20 protein-coding genes and 4 pseudogenes are annotated in these 23798 nt (G+C 38.3%); 8 read left to right on the forward strand and 16 right to left on the reverse strand.

The window, feature by feature from the left end; all coding sequences use genetic code 11:
* Position 1: 1 nt before the first annotated feature.
* The 3 genes from ACSC9N_RS12835 to ACSC9N_RS12845 form a co-directional block, all read right to left on the reverse strand.
* Positions 2–1654: a nitrite/sulfite reductase gene (locus ACSC9N_RS12835; protein WP_130235112.1), complete on the reverse strand. Its 1653-nt coding sequence runs from the start codon at positions 1652–1654 to the stop codon at positions 2–4.
* An 87-nt stretch (positions 1655–1741) separates the two neighbouring features.
* Positions 1742–2545: a hypothetical protein gene (locus tag ACSC9N_RS12840; RefSeq protein ID WP_058952244.1), complete on the reverse strand. Its 804-nt coding sequence runs from the start codon at positions 2543–2545 to the stop codon at positions 1742–1744.
* Positions 2546–2839: 294 nt separating this feature from the next.
* On the reverse strand, positions 2840–3301 hold the full coding sequence (locus ACSC9N_RS12845) for an Lrp/AsnC family transcriptional regulator (protein WP_058952245.1): 462 nt from the start codon (positions 3299–3301) through the stop codon (positions 2840–2842).
* A 108-nt stretch (positions 3302–3409) separates the two neighbouring features.
* On the opposite strand from ACSC9N_RS12845, the gene rarD reads away from it, so the two are divergent.
* Positions 3410–4315 carry an EamA family transporter RarD gene (gene rarD / locus ACSC9N_RS12850; protein ID WP_058952246.1) on the forward strand — a complete coding sequence of 302 codons (906 nt, stop codon included), beginning with the start codon at positions 3410–3412 and terminating at the stop codon, positions 4313–4315.
* A 159-nt stretch (positions 4316–4474) separates the two neighbouring features.
* Here the strand turns inward: rarD and ACSC9N_RS12855 are convergent, their stop codons facing one another.
* Complete coding sequence (locus tag ACSC9N_RS12855) at positions 4475–5386, reverse strand: LysR family transcriptional regulator (RefSeq protein ID WP_058952247.1); 912 nt, start codon at positions 5384–5386, stop codon at positions 4475–4477.
* A 96-nt stretch (positions 5387–5482) separates the two neighbouring features.
* Here ACSC9N_RS12855 and ACSC9N_RS12860 point away from each other — a divergent pair, with 96 nt between their 5' ends.
* Entirely contained in the window at positions 5483–6736 is a 1254-nt protein-coding gene (locus tag ACSC9N_RS12860) for an MFS transporter (protein WP_058952248.1), read from the forward strand.
* Between the two features lie 13 nt (positions 6737–6749).
* The gene (locus ACSC9N_RS12865; RefSeq protein WP_058952249.1) at positions 6750–7109 is read left to right on the forward strand and encodes a gamma-glutamylcyclotransferase family protein; all 360 of its coding nucleotides are present in this window, start codon (positions 6750–6752) and stop codon (positions 7107–7109) included.
* A gap of 23 nt (positions 7110–7132) precedes the next feature.
* Here ACSC9N_RS12865 and ACSC9N_RS12870 read toward each other — a convergent pair whose 3' ends face one another.
* From ACSC9N_RS12870 to ACSC9N_RS12900, 7 genes and pseudogenes are all read right to left on the reverse strand, one after another.
* Positions 7133–8065 (reverse strand): IS5 family transposase, encoded by a 933-nt coding sequence (locus tag ACSC9N_RS12870; protein WP_439036047.1) that lies wholly within the window; start codon positions 8063–8065, stop codon positions 7133–7135.
* 92 nt (positions 8066–8157) lie between these two features.
* A pseudogene (locus tag ACSC9N_RS12875) lies at positions 8158–8490 on the reverse strand (transposase); the annotation flags it as partial.
* A gap of 129 nt (positions 8491–8619) precedes the next feature.
* Positions 8620–8862, reverse strand: a complete 243-nt coding sequence (locus ACSC9N_RS12880; RefSeq protein ID WP_058952250.1) for a hypothetical protein — start codon at positions 8860–8862, stop codon at positions 8620–8622.
* A 336-nt stretch (positions 8863–9198) separates the two neighbouring features.
* Positions 9199–9807, reverse strand: a complete 609-nt coding sequence (locus ACSC9N_RS12885) for a GGDEF domain-containing protein (protein ID WP_228260979.1) — start codon at positions 9805–9807, stop codon at positions 9199–9201.
* 49 nt (positions 9808–9856) lie between these two features.
* Positions 9857–10882: an IS30-like element ISAba125 family transposase gene (locus ACSC9N_RS12890; protein WP_004994718.1), complete on the reverse strand. Its 1026-nt coding sequence runs from the start codon at positions 10880–10882 to the stop codon at positions 9857–9859.
* 15 nt (positions 10883–10897) lie between these two features.
* Positions 10898–11846: pseudogene (locus tag ACSC9N_RS12895) on the reverse strand (cache domain-containing protein); the annotation flags it as partial.
* Between the two features lie 100 nt (positions 11847–11946).
* Complete coding sequence (locus ACSC9N_RS12900; protein WP_395474896.1) at positions 11947–14496, reverse strand: bifunctional diguanylate cyclase/phosphodiesterase; 2550 nt, start codon at positions 14494–14496, stop codon at positions 11947–11949.
* Positions 14497–14824: 328 nt separating this feature from the next.
* On the opposite strand from ACSC9N_RS12900, the pseudogene ACSC9N_RS12905 reads away from it, so the two are divergent.
* Both ACSC9N_RS12905 and ACSC9N_RS12910 read left to right on the forward strand, forming a co-directional pair.
* Positions 14825–15955: pseudogene (locus ACSC9N_RS12905) on the forward strand (IS3 family transposase).
* A gap of 279 nt (positions 15956–16234) precedes the next feature.
* The gene (locus ACSC9N_RS12910; RefSeq protein ID WP_058952252.1) at positions 16235–16666 is read left to right on the forward strand and encodes a PPC domain-containing protein; all 432 of its coding nucleotides are present in this window, start codon (positions 16235–16237) and stop codon (positions 16664–16666) included.
* A 514-nt stretch (positions 16667–17180) separates the two neighbouring features.
* Here ACSC9N_RS12910 and ACSC9N_RS12915 read toward each other — a convergent pair.
* Together ACSC9N_RS12915 and ACSC9N_RS12920 are read right to left on the reverse strand one after the other, a co-directional pair.
* Positions 17181–17819: a glutathione S-transferase family protein gene (locus tag ACSC9N_RS12915; protein ID WP_058952253.1), complete on the reverse strand. Its 639-nt coding sequence runs from the start codon at positions 17817–17819 to the stop codon at positions 17181–17183.
* Between the two features lie 16 nt (positions 17820–17835).
* The gene (locus ACSC9N_RS12920; RefSeq protein WP_058952254.1) at positions 17836–18855 is read right to left on the reverse strand and encodes an NADP-dependent oxidoreductase; all 1020 of its coding nucleotides are present in this window, start codon (positions 18853–18855) and stop codon (positions 17836–17838) included.
* A gap of 143 nt (positions 18856–18998) precedes the next feature.
* On the opposite strand from ACSC9N_RS12920, the gene ACSC9N_RS12925 reads away from it, so the two are divergent.
* Both ACSC9N_RS12925 and ACSC9N_RS12930 read left to right on the forward strand, forming a co-directional pair.
* The gene (locus tag ACSC9N_RS12925; protein WP_004733176.1) at positions 18999–19607 is read left to right on the forward strand and encodes a TetR/AcrR family transcriptional regulator; all 609 of its coding nucleotides are present in this window, start codon (positions 18999–19001) and stop codon (positions 19605–19607) included.
* 106 nt (positions 19608–19713) lie between these two features.
* The gene (locus ACSC9N_RS12930; RefSeq protein WP_001087973.1) at positions 19714–19944 is read left to right on the forward strand and encodes a hypothetical protein; all 231 of its coding nucleotides are present in this window, start codon (positions 19714–19716) and stop codon (positions 19942–19944) included.
* Positions 19945–20027: 83 nt separating this feature from the next.
* On the opposite strand, the gene ACSC9N_RS12935 is transcribed toward ACSC9N_RS12930, so the two are convergent.
* The 3 genes from ACSC9N_RS12935 to ACSC9N_RS12945 all read right to left on the reverse strand — a co-directional run bounded on the left by ACSC9N_RS12935 (position 20028) and on the right by ACSC9N_RS12945 (position 23285).
* A complete protein-coding gene (locus tag ACSC9N_RS12935; protein ID WP_058952255.1) occupies positions 20028–21155 on the reverse strand; it encodes an alkene reductase in 1128 nt (375 codons plus the stop codon).
* A 204-nt stretch (positions 21156–21359) separates the two neighbouring features.
* Complete coding sequence (locus tag ACSC9N_RS12940) at positions 21360–22037, reverse strand: type 1 glutamine amidotransferase domain-containing protein (RefSeq protein ID WP_058952256.1); 678 nt, start codon at positions 22035–22037, stop codon at positions 21360–21362.
* A 90-nt stretch (positions 22038–22127) separates the two neighbouring features.
* A complete protein-coding gene (locus ACSC9N_RS12945; protein ID WP_058952257.1) occupies positions 22128–23285 on the reverse strand; it encodes an iron-containing alcohol dehydrogenase in 1158 nt (385 codons plus the stop codon).
* A gap of 179 nt (positions 23286–23464) precedes the next feature.
* Here ACSC9N_RS12945 and ACSC9N_RS12950 point away from each other — a divergent pair.
* Positions 23465–23793, forward strand: a pseudogene (locus ACSC9N_RS12950) (IS3 family transposase); the annotation flags it as partial.
* Positions 23794–23798: the final 5 nt, after the last annotated feature.

Consider the following 23798-nt stretch of genomic DNA (forward strand, 5'->3'; position numbering starts at 1 on the left):
CTCAATTTATGTCCGCATAAGCCCGCTCTTTAAACGGCTGGATCGAGACACGTTTGTAGGTTTCTAAAAAAGATTCATGTGCTAAACGTAGATCCAGATAAGTATTTAAAATTTCTTCGAGCACATCGGGAATATCTTCTGCAGGAAATGATGGTCCTAAAATATCACCGATGGATGCATCATGATCTGAGTTACCGCCTAAACTAATTTGGTAATATTCAGCGCCTTTTTTATCAACACCTAGAATGCCAATATTGCCGACATGGTGGTGTCCACACGCATTCATACAGCCTGAAATGTTCAAATCAACCTTGCCTAACTGATATAAAGCATCCAAATCATCAAAACGGCGAGCAATTGCTTCATACACTGGGATGGATTTGGCATTTGCCAAGGAGCAGAAATCGCCGCCCGGACAGCAAATCATGTCAGTCAGAAAGCCAATATGCGCACGAGCCAATATGCCACGATCTAAGACTTGCCACAGTTCAAACAGATCCTTTTGACGTACGTCGGTTAAGGCAATATTTTGCTCATGCGTGGTTCGCAGCTCACCGAAAGTATATTGGTCAGCCAAATCTGCAATTAAACTCATTTCATCGGAAGTGATATCCCCCGGTGCTACACCCGCCCGTTTTAAGCTGATCGTAACGATGCGGTAGCCCGCGACTTTATGCGCATGGGTATTGATATTGAACCAGTGTTTAAACTTTGGATACTGTTGGAACAAAGCCTCAAAATTTTCCGCATCTAAAGATTCATAGGCAAACGGTCGAAATACGGCATCCATTTGCGCTAAAACACTAGGCTGAACTTTGAGCAGTGTTTGAGTATGTGCAAACTCAGCTTCAACTTTTTCCGCGAAGCCCGCTGGACTGAGGGCTTTCACTAAAATTTTAATACGCGCTTTGTATTTATTATCTCGGCGACCATGCAAGTTATATACGCGCATGATGGCATCTAAATAGGCAATTAAATCTTCACGGGCTAAAAATAGCTTAATCACATGTCCCGCTAAAGGGGTGCGTCCAAGCCCACCACCGACTTTAATTTGATAACCTAACTCCCCCGTTCCATTTTCTACCAGATAGACCCCAACATCATGAAAAGTTGTGGCAGCACGGTCTTGTTCAGGGTGTGCACAAACTGCAATTTTGAATTTACGCGGAAGGAATGAAAACTCTGGATGGAAAGTACTCCACTGGCGAATTAGTTCACAGGTGGGGCGCGGGTCTGTGAGCTCGCCCTCAACTACACCTGCATATTGGTCTGTGGTGGTGTTTCGAATACAGTTGCCACTGGTCTGAATAGAATGCATGTGTACTGTAGCGAGTTCCTGCAAAATATCGGGGACATCTGCAAGCTGCGGCCAATTCAATTGAATATTTTGGCGCGTAGAAATGTGCGCATAACCACGGTCATACTTCTGTGCAACCTCAGCCACCTTACGCAATTGCACTGAGTTCATTAAACCATAAGGCACCGCCAAACGTAGCATGGGTGCATAGCGCTGAACATATAAACCATTTTGTAAGCGTAAGGGACGGTATTCTTCTTCGGTCAGTTTCCCCTCTAAATAACGCTGGGTTTGGTCGCGAAACTGTGCGACACGTTCATTTAATAAATTTTGATCAAAGTCTGTATATAAAAACATGGGGATGACCTAGGTATATGCATCAATATGAAAGAAAAGCTGTTTTGAATGGGAGATCAAAAATGCAAGTTAGGCGAAAAAAGTCGCCTACTTTCGGGACACGCCATGTTGTAGACAGGTCTGCATATACTCGGCATAGACCGATAACTTTTCATAAATATGCTCCGCATAGAACATATCTTCAACCAACTGGGTCGCTTGCTGCTGGTTATAACTGCCATAACTCAACAGTAACTGCGCATTCAATGTGGCGAATTTTTCACATAAATCGATATATTGCTGATCTTTGTTTTTAAAGAACAATTTCCGCATATTCCATTCACTACTGTCGATGATGACATCTTGTGGATGGGTAGAAATATAGTTGATTTTGACTTTAAAAAACTGTTCCAGCTCTGCGAGTTTTTGTGTATTGAGCACTAATGATGTCACCAAAAAAATCTGCGAGACATCAGTTCGACATAGCGCTTTGATCAATGAAAAATAAAAAAAATCGACATCATTAAATACGCTATCACTCAAATCTAAATAAACATTGAGTGCCTCAAGCACATCATCTATTTTTAGGTTTTGTTTTTGCTCTGCTTGATAGTAACGATTGAGGATATTGAGGACGGTTGGTGTTGCAGAACTGCTATAAATCACAGGATGGTTCAAATTTGCCAAGATAAAAGGTGCAAATAAAAATGCGACCTCTGCATGTTCTGCTTGAATGGCAGACTGCACAATATACTGAACTTTAGCGCTTGAAAAATCACGTAAAACTTTAGCACGTAACAAAGTCGCTTCTAAGTTTAAATACTGCTGCGCAAGTAGATGTTGCAGTTGATCTGAAAGACCCTGCCCCTCAACCAATTCAGAAATTGTATTCAGTTGCTGTGTTATAAACATTACGCCACCATCAAGATTGTGATCCCTTCTTGAATCAAATTTTCAGCTAGTTTGGTGCTAATGAGTAGCTACAGTAAGGCTTGAAAAAACTATAACAGCGTGCCTCCTTCTCAAGTTTTATGGGTACAAAACCATCAAAATTAGAAAATAAATTCGCTATTTAAATAGAAGCCAATCCCCTCATGGCGTTATTTTGAGTGCCTAAAAATTCAGAAACTACTCTTCTCTTTTCCTATTTCAAGCTGACTGTTTAGCCATTGAATCTAAAATGGAATATAAAAAGGAGAATAAAAGTTATGGCTGACAAGACACCTCTAAAGTTGTTTTGATCCTTTCTAACACAACGGTGGTTTTAAACCATTGCACATTGGCATTATGATGAAAAAGCTGATCACATAAGGCTTGAAACCGACTCATACTTGGCACCAAGAGTACCAACATAAAATCCGCCTCACCTGTTACGTAATAGCACTGCTGTATTTCTGGAATTGAAAAACTTGCTTTCAACTCGTCAAGGTCAGTCACATGGGTTTGATTGACGCGAACCTCGACAAAAATCGTAATCACTTGTCCCAATTTGTCTGGATCAAGCACCGCGGTATTACCAATAATATAGCCACTGTCTCTTAATTTTTGAATGCGACGTTGTACCGAGGCCGTTGATAAATGCACTAAATCGGCCAACTCTCGAAGTGGCGTTAAGCAATCTTTTTGCAAATGCTCCAATAAAGCGAAATCAAATTTATCCAATTGCATGAGCAGCATCCTGCGAGAAATTTTCTCATTCAAACTAATGATTACAAGCCATTTTATCAAGAGTATTGCAATAAAATATCATCCATTCATCCTGTTTTAGAACCGCCTATGTCTACGCATTCCAATACAGCACTTGGCATTAGCTTAAATGTCACGGCCTCGGTATTATTTGCTTTAATGTTTGCCTATACCTCACTTTTGGGCACGTTGGCGGGTACAGAAATATACGGCTGGCGCATTGTATTGACTATTCCATGTCTAACACTTTTTATTTGGCTCAAAGGCAATTGGTCTCAGGTGGTTGTTATTTATCGCCGTTTCTACCAAGAGCGCTTTTTCTTTTTAACGCGAATTTTATCTTCGTTTTTAATTGGGATTCAGTTGTGGCTATTTATGTGGGCACCCAGTCATGGCTATGGACTGGATGTTTCACTCGGTTATTTTATGATGCCGATTAGCATGGTGATTGTCGGTCGCATCGCATTTAAGGAGCGAATGTCACGCTTTCAGCAACTGTCCTGTATTTTTGCAGTGCTGGGGATCTTGAATCTCTTAGCCATTTCTCAAACACTGAGTTGGCCCACTCTGCTGATTTGCTTAGGTTATCCAATCTATTTTTGGCTCAGACAAAAAACGGAGACGAATAATATAGGCGGACTTTGGTTTGACATGATGTTGAGCCTCCCTGTTTGTATTTTCTTTATCATGCAAGGCAGTATCGTCACAGAAAGCCTATCTGAAAGCGCACATACGCTTTGGCTCATTTCAGGACTTGGACTAATCAGTGCGCTGGCTTTAGCATTTCAGTCCTTGTCTGCCCCGCATTTAAACTTAAGCCTGTTTGGACTGTTGGTTTATGTTGAACCGATATTGTTAGTGGCCGTTTCAATCGCCTTAGGGGAAAGCATTACTTCAGCAGAATGGCCAACCTATATCGCCATTTGGCTCGCAGTTTTTACCCTCATGCTTGAAGGATTACGCAGCTTTAAAAAGAATCGTAAACTTGCAGCATAGGCATTTTTTATGCATATTTTCCTCTAGATCGCTTAAATTTAGCCATCTAGACATGCTTTGGTGCTGAATCGAGAACTGACTTTCTGATCGTATTTAAATGGCTATTTGACTCCATGAGTTACGTGCTGACAATTTATATTTAAAACGACATAGAGTGAATTACAGTGAACCTTTTAAATGATAATGCTGCCTCACAATACTATTCAATAAACTAGAAAAGTTGATTGCAGGTTGGCTATGCAAATCCGCCTTGAACGCAATACCGAGTCCAATCGTAGCGGTCTTATTCTTCAGGTATTTATATTTAATCCCTTCAATTTTGAGCTGTTGAGTAGACTCAGGCACCAAAGAAATGCCCAAATTTGCCGCAACCAACGATAAAATTGAAACAATCTGAGGGGCTTGCTGTCCAATTTTAGGCGTGAAGCCATGCTGTTGGCAGCTATTTAAAATCGCGGCATACAGCCCTGCACTCACCTCTGGTGGTGAGACAATAAAGCTTTCATGCTTAAATTCTGCCAAATCTACTACCTCATCTTCTGCTGGATATTGAATCGGCAAGGCAGCAATCAATTTTTCATCGATCAAATTACGAATCGTAATGGCTTTAGGATACTGTGCAGGTGGTCGCACAATCGCAATATCTAATTCATTATTCAATAAACTTTCAATCAAAATCAAAGAATTGGCTTCTTTAAATACCAAATTCACCTGAGGGTATTGCTGTTGAAATGCTTGAATGGCGGTAGGAATTAAAGAGTTTAGAATTGAGGTGCCTGTAAAGCCAAGCCGCAGTTCTCCCAATTCACCATTTGCCGTACTTTGGGTCAATTTCACCGCATTTTTCAGTTGGTTCTGAACGGGCAAGACCATTTTAAGAAAAGTTTCCCCTGCTGGTGTCAGAGCTACACCATGAGAGTATCGATAAAAAAGTTCAACACCGATTTGCCTTTCCAACTTTTTAATTTGCATACTCAACGGCGGCTGACTTATGCCAAGACGCAAAGCTGCTTTAGAGAAACTTTGCTCTTCCGCGATAGCAATAAAATATTGAATATTGCGCAGCTCCATATATTAAAGCTATACCATTATTGAGTTATATATATTATACATATACAAGTATAGTTCTTAAAATAAAGCTTCTCTCCATTTTAAATCAGCCAAGTCATGAAACTGAGCTCTTCATTAGACGCAGATTGGTCTACCCCTCAACAGCCGATTCCGCAGACCATCAGCCAAGGTACAGTTGAGTATAAAAGAGCGGGCATGGCGCTGTTTTTGTTGGGCTTTGCCAGTTTTTCACTGATCTATTGCGTACAACCCTTACTGCCCAACTTAAGTCAGAGTTTCCATATTGTACCCAGTGCAAGTGCGCTAGCACTGTCGTTAACCACAGGCTTTTTGGCTATGTCGATCGTGCTATCCAGTGCCTTTTCACAAACATTGGGCAGAAAAGGTCTGATGTTTTTCTCTATGCTTTTGGCTTCTATACTCAATGTGGTATGCGCGGTTTCACCGAGTTGGCATGTGCTCATGGTTTCAAGAAGTTTAGAAGGTTTTGTTCTAGGTGGAGTTCCCGCTGTTGCAATGGCTTGGATTGCAGAAGAAATTAGTCCCAAAAACTTAAGTAAAACCATGGGGCTGTATATTGCAGGCACAGCATTTGGCGGCATGATGGGACGTGTTGGCATGGGCATTTTGACCGAGTTTTTCTCATGGCGTATTTCCATGGCCATTCTTGGCGGCATCTGTCTGTTCTGTGCGTTTGGTTTTTTGAAACTCTTACCCAATTCACGAAATTTCATTGCCCAGCAAGGTCTCTCTTTTAAGTTCCATCTACATGCATGGTATGCACACTTGAGTCATATCCGCCTGCTAAAAATCTATGGGATTGGCTTTTTACTCACCAGTGTATTTGTCACGCTGTTTAATTATGTGACCTTCAGACTGTTTGCAGCACCCTATCATTTAAGCCAAACTCAGATTAGCCTCATTTTTTTATCTTATAGTTTGGGTATTATTTCCTCTTCGATTGCAGGCAATATTGCAGACCGAATAGGCAAAAAGCAGGTAATGATTTTGGGCTTTTTGTGCATGCTCTTAGGCGTGCTACTTACTCTTTCTGCCTCGTTGTTTTTAATTATTCTTGGTATTGGCTGTGTGACCACTGGCTTTTTCATTGCCCATGCCATTGCCAGCAGTCGTGTTGGAGAACTCGCAACATCCAATAAAGGTCATGCCACCTCCTTGTATCTGCTTTTTTATTATTTAGGTTCAAGCATTGTGGGTGCGTATGGTGGAAATATCTGGCAAAGCCATGGCTGGAATGGCATCGTTATATTAAATATTTTTCTGATTCTAATTGCACTCATCGTTATTTTTTCAATAAAACCGCTTCATTCTCCATCTGTTACCCATTAGGAATATTTACATCATGCAACAACACTTATTTGTTTACGGTACTTTAGGGCCAAACAAACCCAATGCTCATATTTTAGAAGCGATTGCTGGTATATGGAACAAAGGCTCTGTGAAAGGTTTGCTTAAGGAAGCAGGTTGGGGAGCAGAACTTGGCTTTCCTGGGCTAATGCTGAGTCCAGATGGACAAACTATTGATGGATATATGTTTAGTTCAGAGCAATTAGATACGCTGTGGAACAGCTTGGATGAATTTGAAGGAAGTGAATATCAGCGTGTTTTAACTGAAGTCACTTTAGAAAATGGGCAAATACAACAGGCTTATGTTTATGCGTTAAACCCAAATGGCTTTGTTGCACAAAGATTTAAAAGATAACACTCTGCTCATTTGAACAGAATTCAAGTGACAACTTGGGTATGAGAACGACCTAATTCGGTAAATTTGTTCAATACGGCTATGCGTGCATGAATCTCATTCACCTGACTAGAAAAACTCCTTGCTGTTAATTTATCACCTAATAGTTTGATGCAATGCATCTTGGTTTCAACTAAACTTCGACGATGATAACCAGACCATTTTTTCCAAAGCGTTCTTCCTAAACGTTTAACTGTTTTCAGTAACTCATTCCGATCTAAAGATCTCAATTTCTGATCTTTCCATGGTTTTGCATTTTTTCTTGGCGGAATGAGCGCATGTGCATCTCGATCTAGAATGACTTGTCTGCAGTGCTTCGTGTCATAAGCACCATCGGTATAGACCGAATCAATTCGTTCATCTAAGGGAATTTGAGCAAGTAAATCACCGAGTACTTGCGAATCGCTCACATTATTTGTAGTAAGCTGTACTGCACGTATTTGCAAGGTTTCAGCATCGATGCCAATATGAAGCTTACGCCATTGGCGACGATATTCAGGTCCATGTTTCTTACGTTTCCACTCACCTTCACCTAGAAACTTTAAGCCAGTTGAGTCGACGAGTAGATGTAGCCCATCACTACTTTTTTGATAGCTAATCGCAATATCAATATGTTTTTGTCTTCGACAAAGCGTACTGTAATCTGGTGCGGTCCAATTTAATCCACAAAGTTTAATCAGACTTTGAACAAAACCTGTGACCATGCGTAAAGAGAGTCTAAATAAAGATTTGATCATTAAACAGCATTGGATGGCTGTATCTGAATAAGTTTGATTTCGACCATGTTTACCTTTGGGTTGAGCGTACCATTGCGTCTTGGGATCAAACCAAATTGAGAGATTTCCTCGATTTATGAATGCACTGTTATAAGAAGACCAATTGGTTGTACGATAGATTTTAGGTGTGGGCTTATTCATTTGAGAATTATATTGTGGAATAAGCCTTTAGAGATAGGTTTGTGCAACAAAGCCAACTGGTACTATCAGTGGGCAGAGGGAGACACCCATACTTTTTGATAGAGAATCGCAATATCGATATGCTCTTGTCTACTACAGAGGATTGAATAATCTGGTGCGTTTCAATCCAAACTACAGAGTTTAATGAGACTTTGCATAAAGCCAGTGACCATATGCAAAGAGAGTCGAAATAAGGATTTAATCATGAGACAACATTGAATGGCTGCAATCGAATAAGTTTGATTTCGTCCCTGTTTGGCTTTTTTTTGAGCATACCATTGGGTAGTAGGATCAAATAAAATCGAGATGTTTCCTCGATTCATTAAAGCGTGATTTTAGGTCGACCAATTGCTGATTTGATATTTTTTAGATACAGGCTTAGTCAGCTGAGTATTATATTGCTGAATGGGCCTTTAACAGTAGATTTGTACGACAAAGCCACATGGAGTTAAAAAAGTACTCAGATAACTTTCATTATCTGAGTACTTTTTTAATCGTTCAACTTATTAAATACGTTAATTTATTTTGGAAACATAAATCTCATAATGAGAATGCATACCTTTATTTAATATCACTTCTTCTATTTTATATTTTTCAACAATTCCATCGGACAAGAAATTATGCAGACAATCTCCCTCATTAAGTGGTGTACATATATCTTTACTAGTAATCATTGTCGATTGAACAATACAATTTTTTAAAATTAGATCATCTCCACCATCAATCCTGCTTAATTTTAAATCTATTTTATTCATCATATTGGATTTCCTTTAATAAAGTTTTTCGGATATCTCTTAATGATTATTAGCATTTAGATTATACGTCTGTAAAGTACAACTTATTGTAATTTGGTAATCTGTTCGGGAAAAAAACTAAAACTGCCGAAACAATAATTTTTTCCATGCCCCCGTGTAATATGAAATACGACGCACTAAATTAAAATATAGGCGGATTATAGGCTTTTTTTATCTTGTAAAAAATGCAGTATAAAATTCATCCAACTATTAGTAGACCTCATACCAAAGTTACTACTAAATCTGAGCAACTTAGAGTAGATTTAACGGTGAAATACTTTCGCAATAAAACCAAATAAATTATAATCTTACACAGTTTCGTCCACTGTTTTTAGCCTCATAAAGATTCTTATCAGCCAGAATAAATACTTCTGAAATATCTTCAGAAGCTTCAGGCCAAGAAGCGATACCTATAGAGACTGTAATCGATCCAACCTTTTCTATCGATTGCGCTTCCACTTCTCTTCTAAATCTTTCAGCACTTTCATAAACGTCTTGCTGGCTAACATCAGGTACAATAACAATAAATTCTTCACCACCATAGCGACAACAAACATCATCTTTCCGAAAATTCTTTTGCATCATTTCTGCAATATTTTTCAGTACTAAATCACCTTCAGCATGTCCATATGTATCATTTACTCTCTTGAAGAAATCTATATCTATTAATAATATTGAAAAGGAGATTTTCAAAGCTATTTTCTGATCTATAGACAAATGCATCCCTCTACGATTCATCAAACCGGTAAGAGGATCCGTATTAATGAAATAATCCATCTCAGTCATTTTTTTTGAAAAGTGATGAACACTCAATAAAAGAGCACGTTTAAATTTAACGATTTCATAATACCATGGGTTAATATTTTTAATTTCCCTACTTGCTTCAGGCTGATGTAAAGAGCTTGCCATATTTGCAAGCTTATGCAGAGGAGATGCTATAAAAAAAGAACAGGCGAATTCAAACATGAGGTGCGACAGTTTCAAAAGCCATATGATAATCAACAAGCTGAGCAAATTTCTCTAATGGTGTAAGCCAATCTAACGCCTTTCTAGGACGAGTATTCAGTGACATGGCAACTTGATTTAAATAATGCTGATCTGCCTGATTTAAATCAATCCCTTTAGGTAAATATTGCCTAATTAAACCATTCATATTTTCGCATGTGCCTTTTTGCCAAGGTGAATGTGGGTCACAGAAATATACATCTATGCCTAAATCTTCTTCGAGTATTTTATGTTCTGACATCTCGCGTCCACGGTCATAGGTCAACGTTTTACGCAGTTCTGCAGGTAAATATTTCAGAGCTTCAGTTAAAGCCTTGCGCACTGATTCTGCCTTTGCATCAGGTAATGTTGCCAAGATACAGAGCCGTGTATTTCGTTCAATAAGTGTTGCTATCGAACTTTTATTGTCTTTACCTTTAATTAAATCAGCTTCCCAATGACCCGGTATTTTTCTTTCTTGAACTTCGGCTGGGCGCTCATGAATAGTTTTAATATCCTGTAATATAGAATCTTTTTTAGGTTCACCGTTAGCTTTTCGCTTTTTATTTTCATGACGCAGACAGGATAATAAGTCTTTTTTCAACTCACCCTTGGGTAATGCTCGTATCGTTGAATAAATCGTTGTATGGCTTACATTCATTGTTTGATCCAAATCAGGAAATGTCTTTAAACGCTTTGCTATTTGCTGAGGAGACCATAAACAACGGATCGCTTCAACAATAAATTTCCAGAGGATTGAATCGATTTTGAGTTTTCTGTGACCACGTCTACGTCTAGCGAAGGTGTTATCAGAAGCATATCGAGCTTGATAAACGTCATTGATGCTATTTCTTTTAAGCTCACGATAGATCGTACTAGGATGTCTTTTAATGAGTTCAGCAAATTTTCTGGCTGAAAAGCCTTCTTTTCTTGACTCAAGCATTAATGCAGTACGATCTTCAAAGTTAAGATGATGGTATGACAATTTTATATACTCCATAAACCCTTTAAATTAATTAGGTGGTTTATGTCGCACTTCAAGTTTTACTCTGCCACACTTCCAAACAACATAAAAAATTAGTAAATAAAATATAAAGATTCCCGCTGATACTTTATAAATAATCGAATTCGCTTGTTTTAATAACTGCTTTGTGGGTTGCTGGGAGACAATTATCCAATTCGTCGTTTTTACATGTGAGAATCCAGCAAGATTATCAACACCTCTACTGTTGATAAGACGAATTTTCCCTGAATTTTGTTTTTTTATATAATCTAAACCAGTGTTATTTTTGATTATCTCACCGATTCTTTCATGATCAGGGTGAAATATAATTTTATCATTTTTATCAATTACATACATGTAACTTTTTCGATATGTTTCATTCGTTGATAAAAGTTGATTAATTACATTTTTTTCTTTTAAATATATCGCAGATCCAACAAAACCTCTGTAGCGCTTTTTTTCATCGAATATCGGATATGAAATAAAAACAATCATATTCTTTTTAACAGAAAGATATGGCGATGATATATATGGTTTTTTCCTTTATTGAATTACTAATTCCTAACGTAGTTTGTACTTTATTTTTATCAATATTCAATATATTTGGTGAATAATTAATCAACCTACCCTCTGAATCACTGACAACCACGCTATTGTAGTAATCAGATTGCATTTTTAATCTCTGTACTTCTGTTTCTCGGATCTCATTATCATCAAATTTTTTCCCTAAAATCTTTGCGCTGTATCCAAGTTCGATCAGTATATTCTTAAAGTGATTATCTATAATTATTGCAATCTTGTTTGCGTGTTCGGAATTAAGTGCTAATGAATTATTTATAAGCTGATTTCTTACTATATAATAGCTAATTACTGAGCTAATAATAAAAAGACTTAATACCGAAAAAATTGCTAAAAAAAGTATTAATTTTCTTAAATTTAAATTAATTTTAGATATTTCCATTTTTAATTAATTAGCCATAATTTCTTAATTTTATTACACCTTTAACATAGAGTTAAAGTTACAATTAGATTTTTATTACAATTTACAAAGATTAATTACGTTAACTTAAACTTTCCAACGGCAAAAATTTCGAATTCAAGTCACTTATTGGGGCAGGCCGTGCATAAAAATAGCCTTGAAATAAATCACAATCGTGTTGATAGAGCAGAATTGCTTGTTCTAGTGTTTCAACACCTTCCGCTACGACCTCTAAATTCAGCTGATGGGCTAGAAAAATTATCGACCGAACAATTGCAGCATCTTGAACACTAATTGTCAGATTCACAATAAAACTTCGATCCAGTTTGATTTGAGTAATAGGTAGTAGTCGTAGATAGCTAAGGCTCGAATAACCAGTGCCGAAGTCATCAATGACCACATGCACTCCTAAAGCACGAATTGATTTTAGAATTTCAATTGCCCTGTCCGCACCACTAATAATAACGCCTTCGGTAATTTCAATTTTAAGCAGCTCAGCTGGTAATTGACTTATTTTTAGCGCTTTTTGGAGTTCCTCAAGAAACCCAGCACGTCCAAACTGCAAAGGAGAAATATTAACTGAAACTGTGAGCTGACTATCATGCGCCTTATTCCATTTAGCGATATCTAAACATGCTGTTTCTAAAACCCACTGTCCAATATTTACAATTTGTCCTGTTCTTTCAGCTAAAGGAATAAAAACATCTGGAAAAATATAACCCCGTTCGGGATGATACCAACGAATCAGCGCTTCTACTCCCTGAACCACGCCTGTTAATGGTTTGATTAACGGTTGATAGAATAGTGTAAACTGCTTCTTTTTTACTGCTTCCATAAGTTCTAGACGCAGATGAGCATAGTCTAAATTGGGTGAAATCTTATTGCTTTCTTCATAACAATGCCAAGTATTACGGCCTTGTCTCTTTGCTTCTCTCATAGCCAAAGTAGACCGATATAAAAGTTCTGAAGCACATTGTATAAAACTGTTATTTATGACGATACCCATACTTGCGCTTAGATGGAGTGTATGGTCATCGACTTGAAACGGCTCTGAAATCAAATCAAGAATCTTTTTAGCTCTTGTGGTTATTTTTTTATGATCATGTTGGCCTTTGATCAATAATACAAATTCATCTTCGGCATACCGACTCAAAACCTCATCAGGTTTTAAAAAACCTTTTAGTCGGCTCGCTATATTTTTAATAACTTTATTACCAACGTAGTAACCTAAACTATCATTCATCGAACTAAAGTCATCAAGATCAATATAAAGTAAAGTTAGAAGCTTTTGTTTTTCGAAAGTTTGCTCTAAGACTTTTTCAAAAGTTATTTGATTTAGTAAGCCTGTTAATTGATCATGAGTATTTTGATATTCAATATATTCTTCATGGATACGTTGCTGAGTAATGTCTTCCTGAATTCCAAGAAAATGAGTACATTTGCCATCTTGATCCAAAATTGGCCCCAACATTAATCTATTCCAGAACCAGCTCCCATCCCTACAATAATTTTTTAACGTTATCTGAACATCTTTCTGCTCCTTTACCGCTTGCTTAAACAAAGCAAGTTGCTCTAGATTAGTATCTCGGCCCTGTAAAAAATTATAATTACGGCCTATGACTTCCTCTTCTGTATAACCAACTTGTTTAAGAAAAGCAGGATTAACAAAGCTGATCACCATGTTTTCAGAGGCATCCGTGATAAACATCCCACTCGGACTTGCATCAACTCCGCGCTTTAAAAGACGTAAGCTCTCCTTATTTTTCCGATTTACAATAATGTCACGTGCTATCGTAAATACACCTGTAACCTTTTGATTTTGAATTATTGGTAAATTGATAATATCAAGCCATATAATTTTTTCTAACGCATTGTAAACGGGAATTTCGTAATGTTGAGACTTCCCCAGTAGGGCAGATTTAAATGCAGCATCAACTAATTCATGATATTCATCAGGTATTAATGTCCAATAGTGTTTCCCCTGTATTTGCTCTTGTGAAAAACCCGTAATTTCACGACAAGCAATATTGGTATTAAGAACGTATCCTTGCAGATCAAGTTCAAGAATTACATCTGGATGATAATTGTAAAAAGAACTATATTTTTCATTTATGGCTATTTTTTGTTGGCGTTCATCATCAAGCTCAATCGCTAATGCAACTAAAGAGGCGGCCTGTTCTAAAAGACGAATATTATGTTTCGTCGGTTTTTTGGGAGTTCGGTAATAAGTCCCAAAAGTTCCATATAAAATATTTCTTGCATTAATAATAGGCATAGACCAGCAACTTGAAAGCTGCTCTGCCTTTACTAATGCACGATAAGCTGCCCAATTCGGATCTTCCATCAGATCCTGACTAATGACCAACTTACGTAAAAATGCAGCTGTTCCACAAGCACCGCGCTGAGGACCAATTTTTAAATTATTGACGGCTTTACAGTATTGATTTGAGAAATGTTGTTTACCACTGATAAGCTTTAAAGTTTGGTCATGTTCAGAATAAAGCATGATCGTAACTAAGGCATCTGGAATATGGGATTCAAGCCACCCAGAAATTGCATTTAGAATGGGTTCTAATTCAGCGTGCTGCCCTATAAGACTAAAAATATGATACGTATCATAACTCTCTCTCATTTACTCCTACCCTCGCTTAACCTCTATTCAATCCTTGGTCTATTCTTGGCTTCATTATTATAACAGTTTGTATATTTTCCATTTATGACTGCTCCCTTAACAAGTAACATTAGTCTTTCCTTATGACAATAACATTTTTATAGAATATCGATTAGGTCTCTTTCATAAGTGAAAAGTAATCTTTTTTATTCAAGTTTATACTTGGCATGGTTGAGCTAGGGAAAGGAATAGGCTTTGTTGTGATGTGGGTCTAGGATTTTAGACCACGCCTATAAGTGATAATCTACTCCCCAATGAGCATGGGAAATGCTTGTTTTTGGAGTCAACCATGACACGAAGAAAACGTCGTAATCATTCAAGCAGAGTTTAAAGTTAAAGTTGCTCTCGCAGCAATTAAAGGGGACCACACACTCGCTGAACTTTCTACTCAATTCGATTTACATCAAAACCAAATCATTGATTGGAAAAATCAACTGCTTGAGCAATCAATCAATATTTTTTCACGACTAACAGCACAACAAGAACCAGAGATTGACCTCAAAGCTCTACATGCCAAGATAGGACATCAGGCATTGCAAATTGATTTTTTAGAAGGTGCGCTCAGAAAAATAGGGCAGCTGAGCGGCAAAAAATGATCGATAAGACCCATCAACTTTCGGTACGACAACAATCGCAATTGATTCAAATCAATCGCAGTACGTTGTATTACAAGCCCAAAGAGATTTCATCCACTGATTTGAGTTTGATGCGTCTGATCGATGAAATTCATCTCGACTACCCATTTATGGGCAGTCGAATGATACGAGATATGCTACAGCGTCAAGGGCATCAAATAGGTCGGCGTAAAGTCCGACGTTTAATGCACTTGATGGGAATACATGCCTTGTATCCAGAACCCAATACCAGTAAGCCTAATCTTGCACACCGTATTTTCCCATATCTGTTGAAAAACATGGTCATAGATCACTCTAATCAAGTCTGGTGTACAGATATCACGTACATTCCTATGGGTAAAGGTTTTGTCTATCTGTGTGCAATTATAGATTGGCATAGTCGTAAAGTACTGGCTCATCGTGTATCGATCAGTATGGAAACAGACTTTTGCATAGATGCGTTGCAAGAAGCAATTGTGAAATATGGTTGTCCAGAGGTGCTTAATACAGACCAAGGCAGTCAATTCACAAGCGAGGCATTTTTGAATGAGTTAAAATTGCGAAATATCAGTATCAGTATGGATGGGAAAGGACGGTGGATAGATAATGTGATGATTGAGCGGTTATGGCGCAGCGTGAAGCATGAGGAAGTCTATTTGAAGGCTTACGATACGGTTAAACAAGCGAAACAATCAATTGCTGAATATTTGGATTTTTATAACATGATACGTCCTCATTCAAGTTTGAATAAGGCAACACCGAATGAATTTTATGATCAACATTTACTAAAAGTAATGGCAGCATAATTTAAATATTTAGAGCGGATTTATCACTTATAAAACTGAATTGAGTGGTCTAATTAACGGAACCACATTAGATGACCAATTTGTTGTACGGTAAATTTTAGGTGTAGGCTTATTCATCTGAGAATTATATTGCTGAATAAGCCTTAAGAGGTAGATTTATGCAACCAAGCCATGTGTGTATAGAATTTTGGTGACTATTCACAGTTCTGTTCCATGATTCATGGTTACTTCTTACTTATGTAACTATGTCAGGGGCGATACAAGAATTAAGGAAACCTTATGAAAATAGCGAATATGAAATTACTAGTTGGTGCTTTTATGGCCCTAACTTTAGCTATGCTTAGCCCTGCCGTACTTGCAAATGATAACAATGATATACGAAAGGCTGTTGTAGTTAAGTTTGCAAAAAAAGCTTACTCTGCAAATTATTACGGAAGGATAGATGGATACAAGTATGATTCCTACAAATTTTATGCTAAAAAAGGGCAAAAGTTAAAAGTGACGTTGACTGGAGGAAATGTTGAAACTTACTTATGGGGTAATCAATTAAAAGACTCTATCAATCTTGGAGAATATTCTCCAGAGCTTGATAATAATGGTATTTATATTTTACCTGCTTCAGGTGAGTATGAAATTAGAGTATTACAACCTAGATCACAGGCAAGAAAAGATAAAAAACCTCAATACTGGATGAGTATTAACATTAAATAAAAGACCTCTTGCGAAAGTATCGTTTTACCTAATTTTTGAATTGGCTAAAACCTTATTAAATGTAGCTTTATGCTGTTTAAATTTTGACTAACGCAAGAAGTCTAAAGACTTGCTAGATTCTTTTAAGCTTTTATACAAGGGTTCAAAAACTATTGCCAGTTAAGCGGGGCGTGATTTTTACGCAGATGTGTTTATGTTAGTAAAATGATATAGATTACTTGTTTAATACCCCGAGGAATAATTTAATCTTGCTGTGCGTTTGTCACTTTTCTTTCAAAAGTTGATTATATCTTTCAACGTAACCGTCGTGATATTCAAGCCCTTTTGATAGGAATTTGCAGTGAAAGAATAGGCGAAACTTATCTTAAATAATGGTAATTCCTTATCTTTAAAATAGAGAACGCCCGATGAAATTCATTAGGCGTTTACTTTAAATAAGTGTCAGCTTATTTTATAACCAGATGTACTTGTCAATCATGATTCTTTTTCTCAATTGCCTTAAAAAACAATCTTGCTATTTTTGACTTTTCACACCATTTTGTTCAATTTGTACTGCGGCTTGCCAGCTAGGTAGTTGGCTTAAACCTGCTACGTAATGTTGGATATGGGGATAATTTTCACCTTGTCCCATATGATAAACTAAAGCATGTAGTCCAAAGCCCATCATGAAGTCAGCACCGGTCAAACGGTCTGCCACTAGAAATTCTTTATCTTTTAAATATTCATTTAAATGGCTAAATACTTTATCGAACTCAACTTGAGTATAATTTTCTAGAAATACCAACTTCGTGCCCTGCTTGGTTTCTATCGTATTAAACGTTTTTAACAAAAATGGCAGCATGGCAGAGCTTTCTGAGAAATGAATCCACTGTAGATAATCGACATAGGTAGGTTCATCCATATCTGGTGCTAAATGCGGCGCAAGTTTCTGAATTAATAACTCAACGATTGCGCCTGACTCTGCAATAACTTTGCCATCCCATTCCAATACTGGAGATTTCCCTAAAGGATGGATGATTTTTAAAGATTCAGGTGCCAAATGCGTGCTTGAGTCACGATAATAGCGTTTCAGCTCATAGGGCTGCTTGATTTCTTCAAGTAACCACAAAATGCGAAAAGAACGTGATTGATCTAAATGATGTAGTGTAATCATGATAATTCCTATTTTTTTAAATTTTTACAACCACTTTGCCAAAGTTTTCGCCTTTCAACATACCATTGAAAGCATTGATCGTGTTATCTAAACCTTGCACCATATGCTCTTTATATTTGATTTTTCCATCTTTCAACCATTCAGACATTTGCTGATAGAATTCCGGATACTGACTGCCATAATCATCAAAAATAATAAAGCCTTGCATGCGAATACGCTTTTTTAAAAGGGTGGAAATAAAGCCCGGTAAACGGTCTGGCCCTTGTGCTTGCTCGGTAGCGTTATACTGGGAAACCACACCACACACCGGTACACGTGCCGCAGAGTTAAGCAATGGCCATACCGCATCAAACACTTTACCCCCTACATTCTCATAATAAATATCTATACCGTTGGGAACTGCTTGTTGTAATTGTTCTGCAAAATTTTCATCATGATGATTGATACAAGCATCGAAGCCGAGTTCTTCTACTGCATAACGACATTTTTCAGGCCCACCTGCGACGCCAACCACGCGACAACCTTTAATTTTGCCAATCTGTCCAACCGTAGCACCAACAGGTCCCGTTGCAGCTGCAACGACTAAAGTTTCACCGGCTTTAGGCTGACCAATGTCCAACAGCCCCATATAAGCAGTAAATCCTGGCATTCCCAAAATACCCAATGCCCAAGATGGATGTTCAGGTTGCATACCTAAGCTTTGACAGGCAGACCCATTAGAAATTGCGTAGCCCTGCCAGCCATTTCCGGAAAGAACCCACTCGCCTTCTTTGAATTTTGGGTTTTTAGAGGCCACCACTTGACTGACTGTTCCACCGACCATCACTTCGCCAATTTCAACCGGTGCTGCATATGAAGGAGCATCGCTCATGCGACCACGCATATAAGGATCGAGTGACAAGTAAATGGTTTTTAACAATATCTCGCCTTGTTTAAGTTCATTGAGCTCAACTTGTTCAATACGAAAATCGCTGTGTTTTGGCTCACCCACTGGCCGTTTAGCTAAAACGATGCGTTGATTAATAACTGTTTTCACACATATAACTCCATGTTTTATTTAAAAGTATTTTTCTTCACAATCAAAAACTGTGATTAAAATTTCTTTACATCCATTGTAGATGAGTTATAATAAAAAACAATACGACTGGTCTATTTTTTACAATAGAGTAAATAATTAATATGAAGCCTACTCCTATTAAAAAGTCTGAAGCGAAGCGCTTACACATTCTTAACACCAGTTCAGACCTGATTTTGCATAAAGGTTTTACTGGCGTAGGATTACAGGAAATTTTACAGAGCTGTGAAATCCCTAAAGGCTCGTTTTATCATTATTTCCAATCTAAGGAAGCTTTCGGATGTGAATTGGTACAGCATTATGTAGACAATTACCAAGTCCGTTTAAATGATGTATGGCGTTGTGATAAATCCCCTTATCAAAAGCTGATTGAGTATTTTAATTTATGGATAGAAGATCCTGAAACACAGTGTGGTTGGGCGGATAGCTGTTTAATTGTGAAACTTGCCGCAGAAGTTGCCGATCTATCTGAAGATATGCGCTCGATTATGTCCGCTGGCGTTGATGATGTAATCCAACGTATTGCTGGTTTAATTGATTTGGGAAAACAGGATCAGTCTATCCAAGCAGATACCGAGGCCTCTACTTTGGCACAAGTACTTTACCAAATGTGGTTAGGTGCAGCATTACTGAGTAAGTTGCAAAAAGATAAAACACCATTACATCAAGCTCTGAGAGCAACTAAATTTCTATTAAAAAGTGAAGATTCATAAAAATTAAATATCAACTACATAATTAATAATTCATGATAGCAGTCCAATGATTACCTATTATTGTGTTGCTATTAGATCAATTTACAATCCATGAGTATAGCGCACAATGAATTCTCCTTCTAAAGCCCTCATGACTCGTATTTTAGTTGGTTATTTAGGCTTATATCCCACCTTATTACTGGTTCTCACTTTATTAAAGCCAATTACTCAGCATCAAAGTTTCCCGATGATGGTGTTGATTGAAGTCATAGTATTAGTGCCAGTAACGCAACTGATTTCTTTTCCACTGGCTGGTTGGCTCATTACACAGCTAAAAAATTTTAAGAATTTGTTTTAACAAGAAATTGTGCTGGCAACAGCAATCCTAAGCCCTTATTTTGCCAACCACAAAGGTTGGCAAAATAACTTACTTAGTCGATATTAATCTGCGTAAGCTGGATAATCAATATAGCCTTTTTCCGTCCCACCATACAAAGTGCTTGCATCTACTGCATTCAATGGCCAGCCATTAGCGATGCGATCGGGTAAATCTGGATTCGCAATAAATGGGCGTCCAAATGCAATTAAATCGGCCAGCCCTGCCTCTAAAATTCGAGTCCCTCTTTCTGCCGTATATCGACCTGCGTAAATAATCCGACCACTGAAAGTGTCTCTGACATCTCTACGAAAATCATGAGGAAGTTCTGGTGCATTATCCCAATCAGCTTCTGCAATCGATAAATAGGCAATCCCAACTTCTTCAAGTATCTTTATGGCCTCAATATAAGTCACATGTGGATCATCTTCAACTAAACCCATGTAGACACGATCTTCCTCTGTACTTTCAAATAAGGGGGCAAAACGCACTCCTAAACGATCTGCACCAACTACCTCAGCAACTGCCTCTACTACTTCACGTAAAAAACGCAAACGATTGTTTAGTGATCCACCATATTCATCTTCACGGTGGTTACTATGTGCAGAGATAAATTGGTTCACCAAATAACCATTTGCACAATGAATTTCAACTCCATCAAAACCAGCAGCCAAGGCATTACGCGCTGCTTGAGCATAGAGTTGCACTAATTCTTTAACTTCTGCATTGCTTAAAGCACGTGGCATTGAAGGATCAGCCAAGGCCCCCGCATTGGGCCCGGTCTCAATAAAGACTTTAACATTACTATCAGCCCTAATAGCCGAGGGCGCGACCGGTGATGCATGATCGGGTTGCAAAGATGTATGTGAAACACGCCCAACATGCCAAAGTTGTGCAAAAATAATGCCTCCTTTAGCATGCACTGCTTCCGTCACTTTACGCCATCCAGCAATCTGTTCAGAGCTGTAAATACCGGGCGTCCAAGCATAGCCTTGACCACGGGGCTCGATTTGCGTACCTTCGGTGACCATAAATCCTGCACCGGCACGCTGTTGATAATAGGTTGCCATTAATTCATTTGGAATATTCCCTGGCTGACTACTGCGCGACCGTGTTAATGGTGGCAATACAATACGGTTTTGCAAAACATAAGGGCCTAAGCTTAAGTTCTGAAAAAGTTTGCTGTCTTTCATTTCATTGTATCCAAGTAATCATGACTTAATTGATCTAAATTAAAAAAATACCCTTCCTTCCTGTATATAGAAAAAATAAAGGAAGGAAAGCTATTCACTCAGGCCCTTCACCATTAAATGAGGGTTATTTTGCTTATTGCGCCAGTTGCTCAGCGTCAGAAGTTTTATTCACTGCTAAGCACCACAACAGACACTAGCTACTCTTTATTTCAACAATTGAAGTAATGCTGAGGCAGTTGCAGCAGAAGATGCTGGATTTTGTCCAGTAACCAGCAAGCCATCTACTTGAACATATACTTGCCAATCATCCACTTTAGAATAATGACCACCGTTTTGTTTAAGCATGTCTTCGACTAAAAATGGTACAATTTCAGTCAAACCTACAGCGGCCTCCTCAGTATTGGTGAAACCAGTCACTAATTTACCTCTGACTAAAGGCGCTCCATTACTTGCTTTCACATGACGAAGAACACCCGGGGCATGACACACTGCTGCAACAGGTTTGCCAGACTGAATCGCCTGTTCAATCAGAGAAATTGAAATCGGATCTTCTGCTAAATCCCACAATGGGCCATGCCCGCCTGGATAAAACACTGCATCATAATCAGCTACAGAAATTTCGCTAAGTTTATGCGTCTGTGTTAATGCTTGCATTGCAGTTGGATCTGCTTCAAAACGATGAGTGGTTTCAGTTTGAGCATCGGCTAAATTACTTTTCGGATCTAGTGGTGGCTGCCCACCTTGAGGCGACGCCAGCGTAACTTCAGCACCAGAGTCAATAAAGGTGTAATACGGTGCAGCAAGTTCCTCTAGCCAGAAACCTGTTTTCTTACCAGTATTGCCAAGTTGATCATGTGAGGTTAAAACGATTAAAATTTTCATGTTATTTCTCCGATAATTTTCAGGATTGAGGAGCATTGTTGAATGATCACATACCATGTGGCGTGAGCATGCCAGATACGTGCATTTAGCTTATATGCTCGTCTCGAGAATTTGGCGACTGATCTCTAATGAAACATTTTTATGTTCGCCTAGCTGTGTAAGATTATGTGATTTAAGTTGCGTAATGATGATCTCAATATCTGTCTCCCCCAGTCCATAATCGCTAAGACGAGTTGGCAGTCCGAGTTGCTCAAAGAAGGTTCGAGTACGGGCAATGGCTGCATCAATACGTTGTTCTTCATCACCTTCGACAATCTGCCAGACACGAGTCGCATATTGTAGTAATTTTTCTCGCTTCTCTTGACGACGTACTTGTAGATTGGCCGGCAACACAATTGCTAAGGTACGAGCATGATCAATACCATGTAAAGCCGTGAGCTCATGTCCAATCAAATGGGTCGACCAATCTTGTGGTACACCTGCTCCAATCAGGCCATTCAGTGCCATGCTGGCGGTCCACATCAAATTGGCACGCGTGTCATAATCTGCCGAATCTTCCAAGACTTTCGGTCCAATCTCAATCAGGGTTTGCAATAGACCTTCGGCAAAACGATCTTGTACTTGTGCATTGACAGGGTAAGTTAAGTACTGTTCCATGACATGAATAAATGCATCGACCACGCCATTTGCCAACTGGCGCGTCGGCAAGCTATAGGTTTTATTCGGGTCTAGCACCGAAAATTGCGGAAAAACATAGGGACTGCTAAATGCAAGTTTGGCTTGGGTCGATTTTCGGGTAACTACCCCACCGTTGTTCATTTCTGAACCGGTTGCTGGAAGAGTGAGTACACTGGCAAAAGGCAAAGCTTGGCTAATTTGAGTGCCATGGGTTTCTAAAATTTCCCATGTATCACCTGCATAATTGACTGCTGCTGCAATAAATTTGGTGCCATCAATCACCGAGCCACCGCCGACAGCCATTAAGAAATCAAGCTTTTGTTCACGAATCAGTTCTACTGCTCTCATTAGGGTTTCATAGCTCGGATTCGGTTCGATTCCTCCGAATTCGTGAATTTCTCGTGTACCTAATGCTTCACGCACTTCAGCTAATGTGCCATTTTTACGGGCACTTTCGCCACCATACAGCATTAATACCCGTGCTTCTGCAGGCACATAGTCATTGATTTTGACAATCGTGTCGGCACCAAAAAGAATACGGGTTGGATTATAAAAGTCAAAATTCAGCATATTTTTATCCTCAAAAATCAGTTAATGATTTGAAAAACCACCGTTATTAATCGCGTCAACTATAAAAATTAATCCACACTGCGGTTTTTGCTGTGATCATGCAGCAACTATATACAAAAATAGACCAGTCGTCTATTTTTATAAAAATTATTTCATCTTGCGACTTGAGTGATGGTTAAACACATTCAGGCTTGTTCTATAACACTTTTATTATTGATGTATTTTCACGAGCGATTGTTGTATGGAAGGTATCAACATGTATGACTACTGACATGGTCGTGAACGCATTGGCTAAAACAGTGAATGACTCATACAAAATAACGATGATTAAATATTTTAAAAGCAGATTGGCACGGTTTAGCAGATGTACAAATGCGACAGTAAATTAGATAGATTGGTTCAATATAAAGCATGTACATAGCTGCATTCATTTATTTACCCTGTTTTGATATTGACCCATGTAAATGATGAGATTAAGCCATTAAATAAAGTAGCCCAACTTGAATAAAAAGC

The organism is Acinetobacter sp. PC34, from assembly GCF_051789135.1.
Lineage (GTDB): Bacteria > Pseudomonadota > Gammaproteobacteria > Pseudomonadales > Moraxellaceae > Acinetobacter > Acinetobacter johnsonii.

What these genes read in the sequence shown, in the direction of transcription:
- ACSC9N_RS12835 (WP_130235112.1), bottom strand. Translation starts at nt 1,654, where the DNA reads ATGTTTTTATATACAGACTTTGATCAAAATTTATTAAATGAACGTGTC.
- ACSC9N_RS12915 (WP_058952253.1), bottom strand. Translation starts at nt 17,819, where the DNA reads ATGATTACACTACATCATTTAGATCAATCACGTTCTTTTCGCATTTTG.
- ACSC9N_RS12845 (WP_058952245.1), bottom strand. Translation starts at nt 3,301, where the DNA reads ATGCAATTGGATAAATTTGATTTCGCTTTATTGGAGCATTTGCAAAAA.
- rarD (WP_058952246.1), top strand. Translation starts at nt 3,410, where the DNA reads ATGTCTACGCATTCCAATACAGCACTTGGCATTAGCTTAAATGTCACG.
- ACSC9N_RS12865 (WP_058952249.1), top strand. Translation starts at nt 6,750, where the DNA reads ATGCAACAACACTTATTTGTTTACGGTACTTTAGGGCCAAACAAACCC.
- ACSC9N_RS12880 (WP_058952250.1), bottom strand. Translation starts at nt 8,862, where the DNA reads ATGATGAATAAAATAGATTTAAAATTAAGCAGGATTGATGGTGGAGAT.
- ACSC9N_RS12890 (WP_004994718.1), bottom strand. Translation starts at nt 10,882, where the DNA reads ATGGAGTATATAAAATTGTCATACCATCATCTTAACTTTGAAGATCGT.
- ACSC9N_RS12945 (WP_058952257.1), bottom strand. Translation starts at nt 23,285, where the DNA reads ATGCTGAATTTTGACTTTTATAATCCAACCCGTATTCTTTTTGGTGCC.
- ACSC9N_RS12900 (WP_395474896.1), bottom strand. Translation starts at nt 14,496, where the DNA reads ATGAGAGAGAGTTATGATACGTATCATATTTTTAGTCTTATAGGGCAG.
- ACSC9N_RS12870 (WP_439036047.1), bottom strand. Translation starts at nt 8,065, where the DNA reads ATGAATAAGCCCACACCTAAAATCTATCGTACAACCAATTGGTCTTCT.
- ACSC9N_RS12885 (WP_228260979.1), bottom strand. Translation starts at nt 9,807, where the DNA reads ATGGCAAGCTCTTTACATCAGCCTGAAGCAAGTAGGGAAATTAAAAAT.
- ACSC9N_RS12925 (WP_004733176.1), top strand. Translation starts at nt 18,999, where the DNA reads ATGAAGCCTACTCCTATTAAAAAGTCTGAAGCGAAGCGCTTACACATT.
- ACSC9N_RS12860 (WP_058952248.1), top strand. Translation starts at nt 5,483, where the DNA reads ATGAAACTGAGCTCTTCATTAGACGCAGATTGGTCTACCCCTCAACAG.
- ACSC9N_RS12855 (WP_058952247.1), bottom strand. Translation starts at nt 5,386, where the DNA reads ATGGAGCTGCGCAATATTCAATATTTTATTGCTATCGCGGAAGAGCAA.
- ACSC9N_RS12940 (WP_058952256.1), bottom strand. Translation starts at nt 22,037, where the DNA reads ATGAAAATTTTAATCGTTTTAACCTCACATGATCAACTTGGCAATACT.
- ACSC9N_RS12935 (WP_058952255.1), bottom strand. Translation starts at nt 21,155, where the DNA reads ATGAAAGACAGCAAACTTTTTCAGAACTTAAGCTTAGGCCCTTATGTT.
- ACSC9N_RS12930 (WP_001087973.1), top strand. Translation starts at nt 19,714, where the DNA reads ATGAATTCTCCTTCTAAAGCCCTCATGACTCGTATTTTAGTTGGTTAT.
- ACSC9N_RS12910 (WP_058952252.1), top strand. Translation starts at nt 16,235, where the DNA reads ATGAAAATAGCGAATATGAAATTACTAGTTGGTGCTTTTATGGCCCTA.
- ACSC9N_RS12840 (WP_058952244.1), bottom strand. Translation starts at nt 2,545, where the DNA reads ATGTTTATAACACAGCAACTGAATACAATTTCTGAATTGGTTGAGGGG.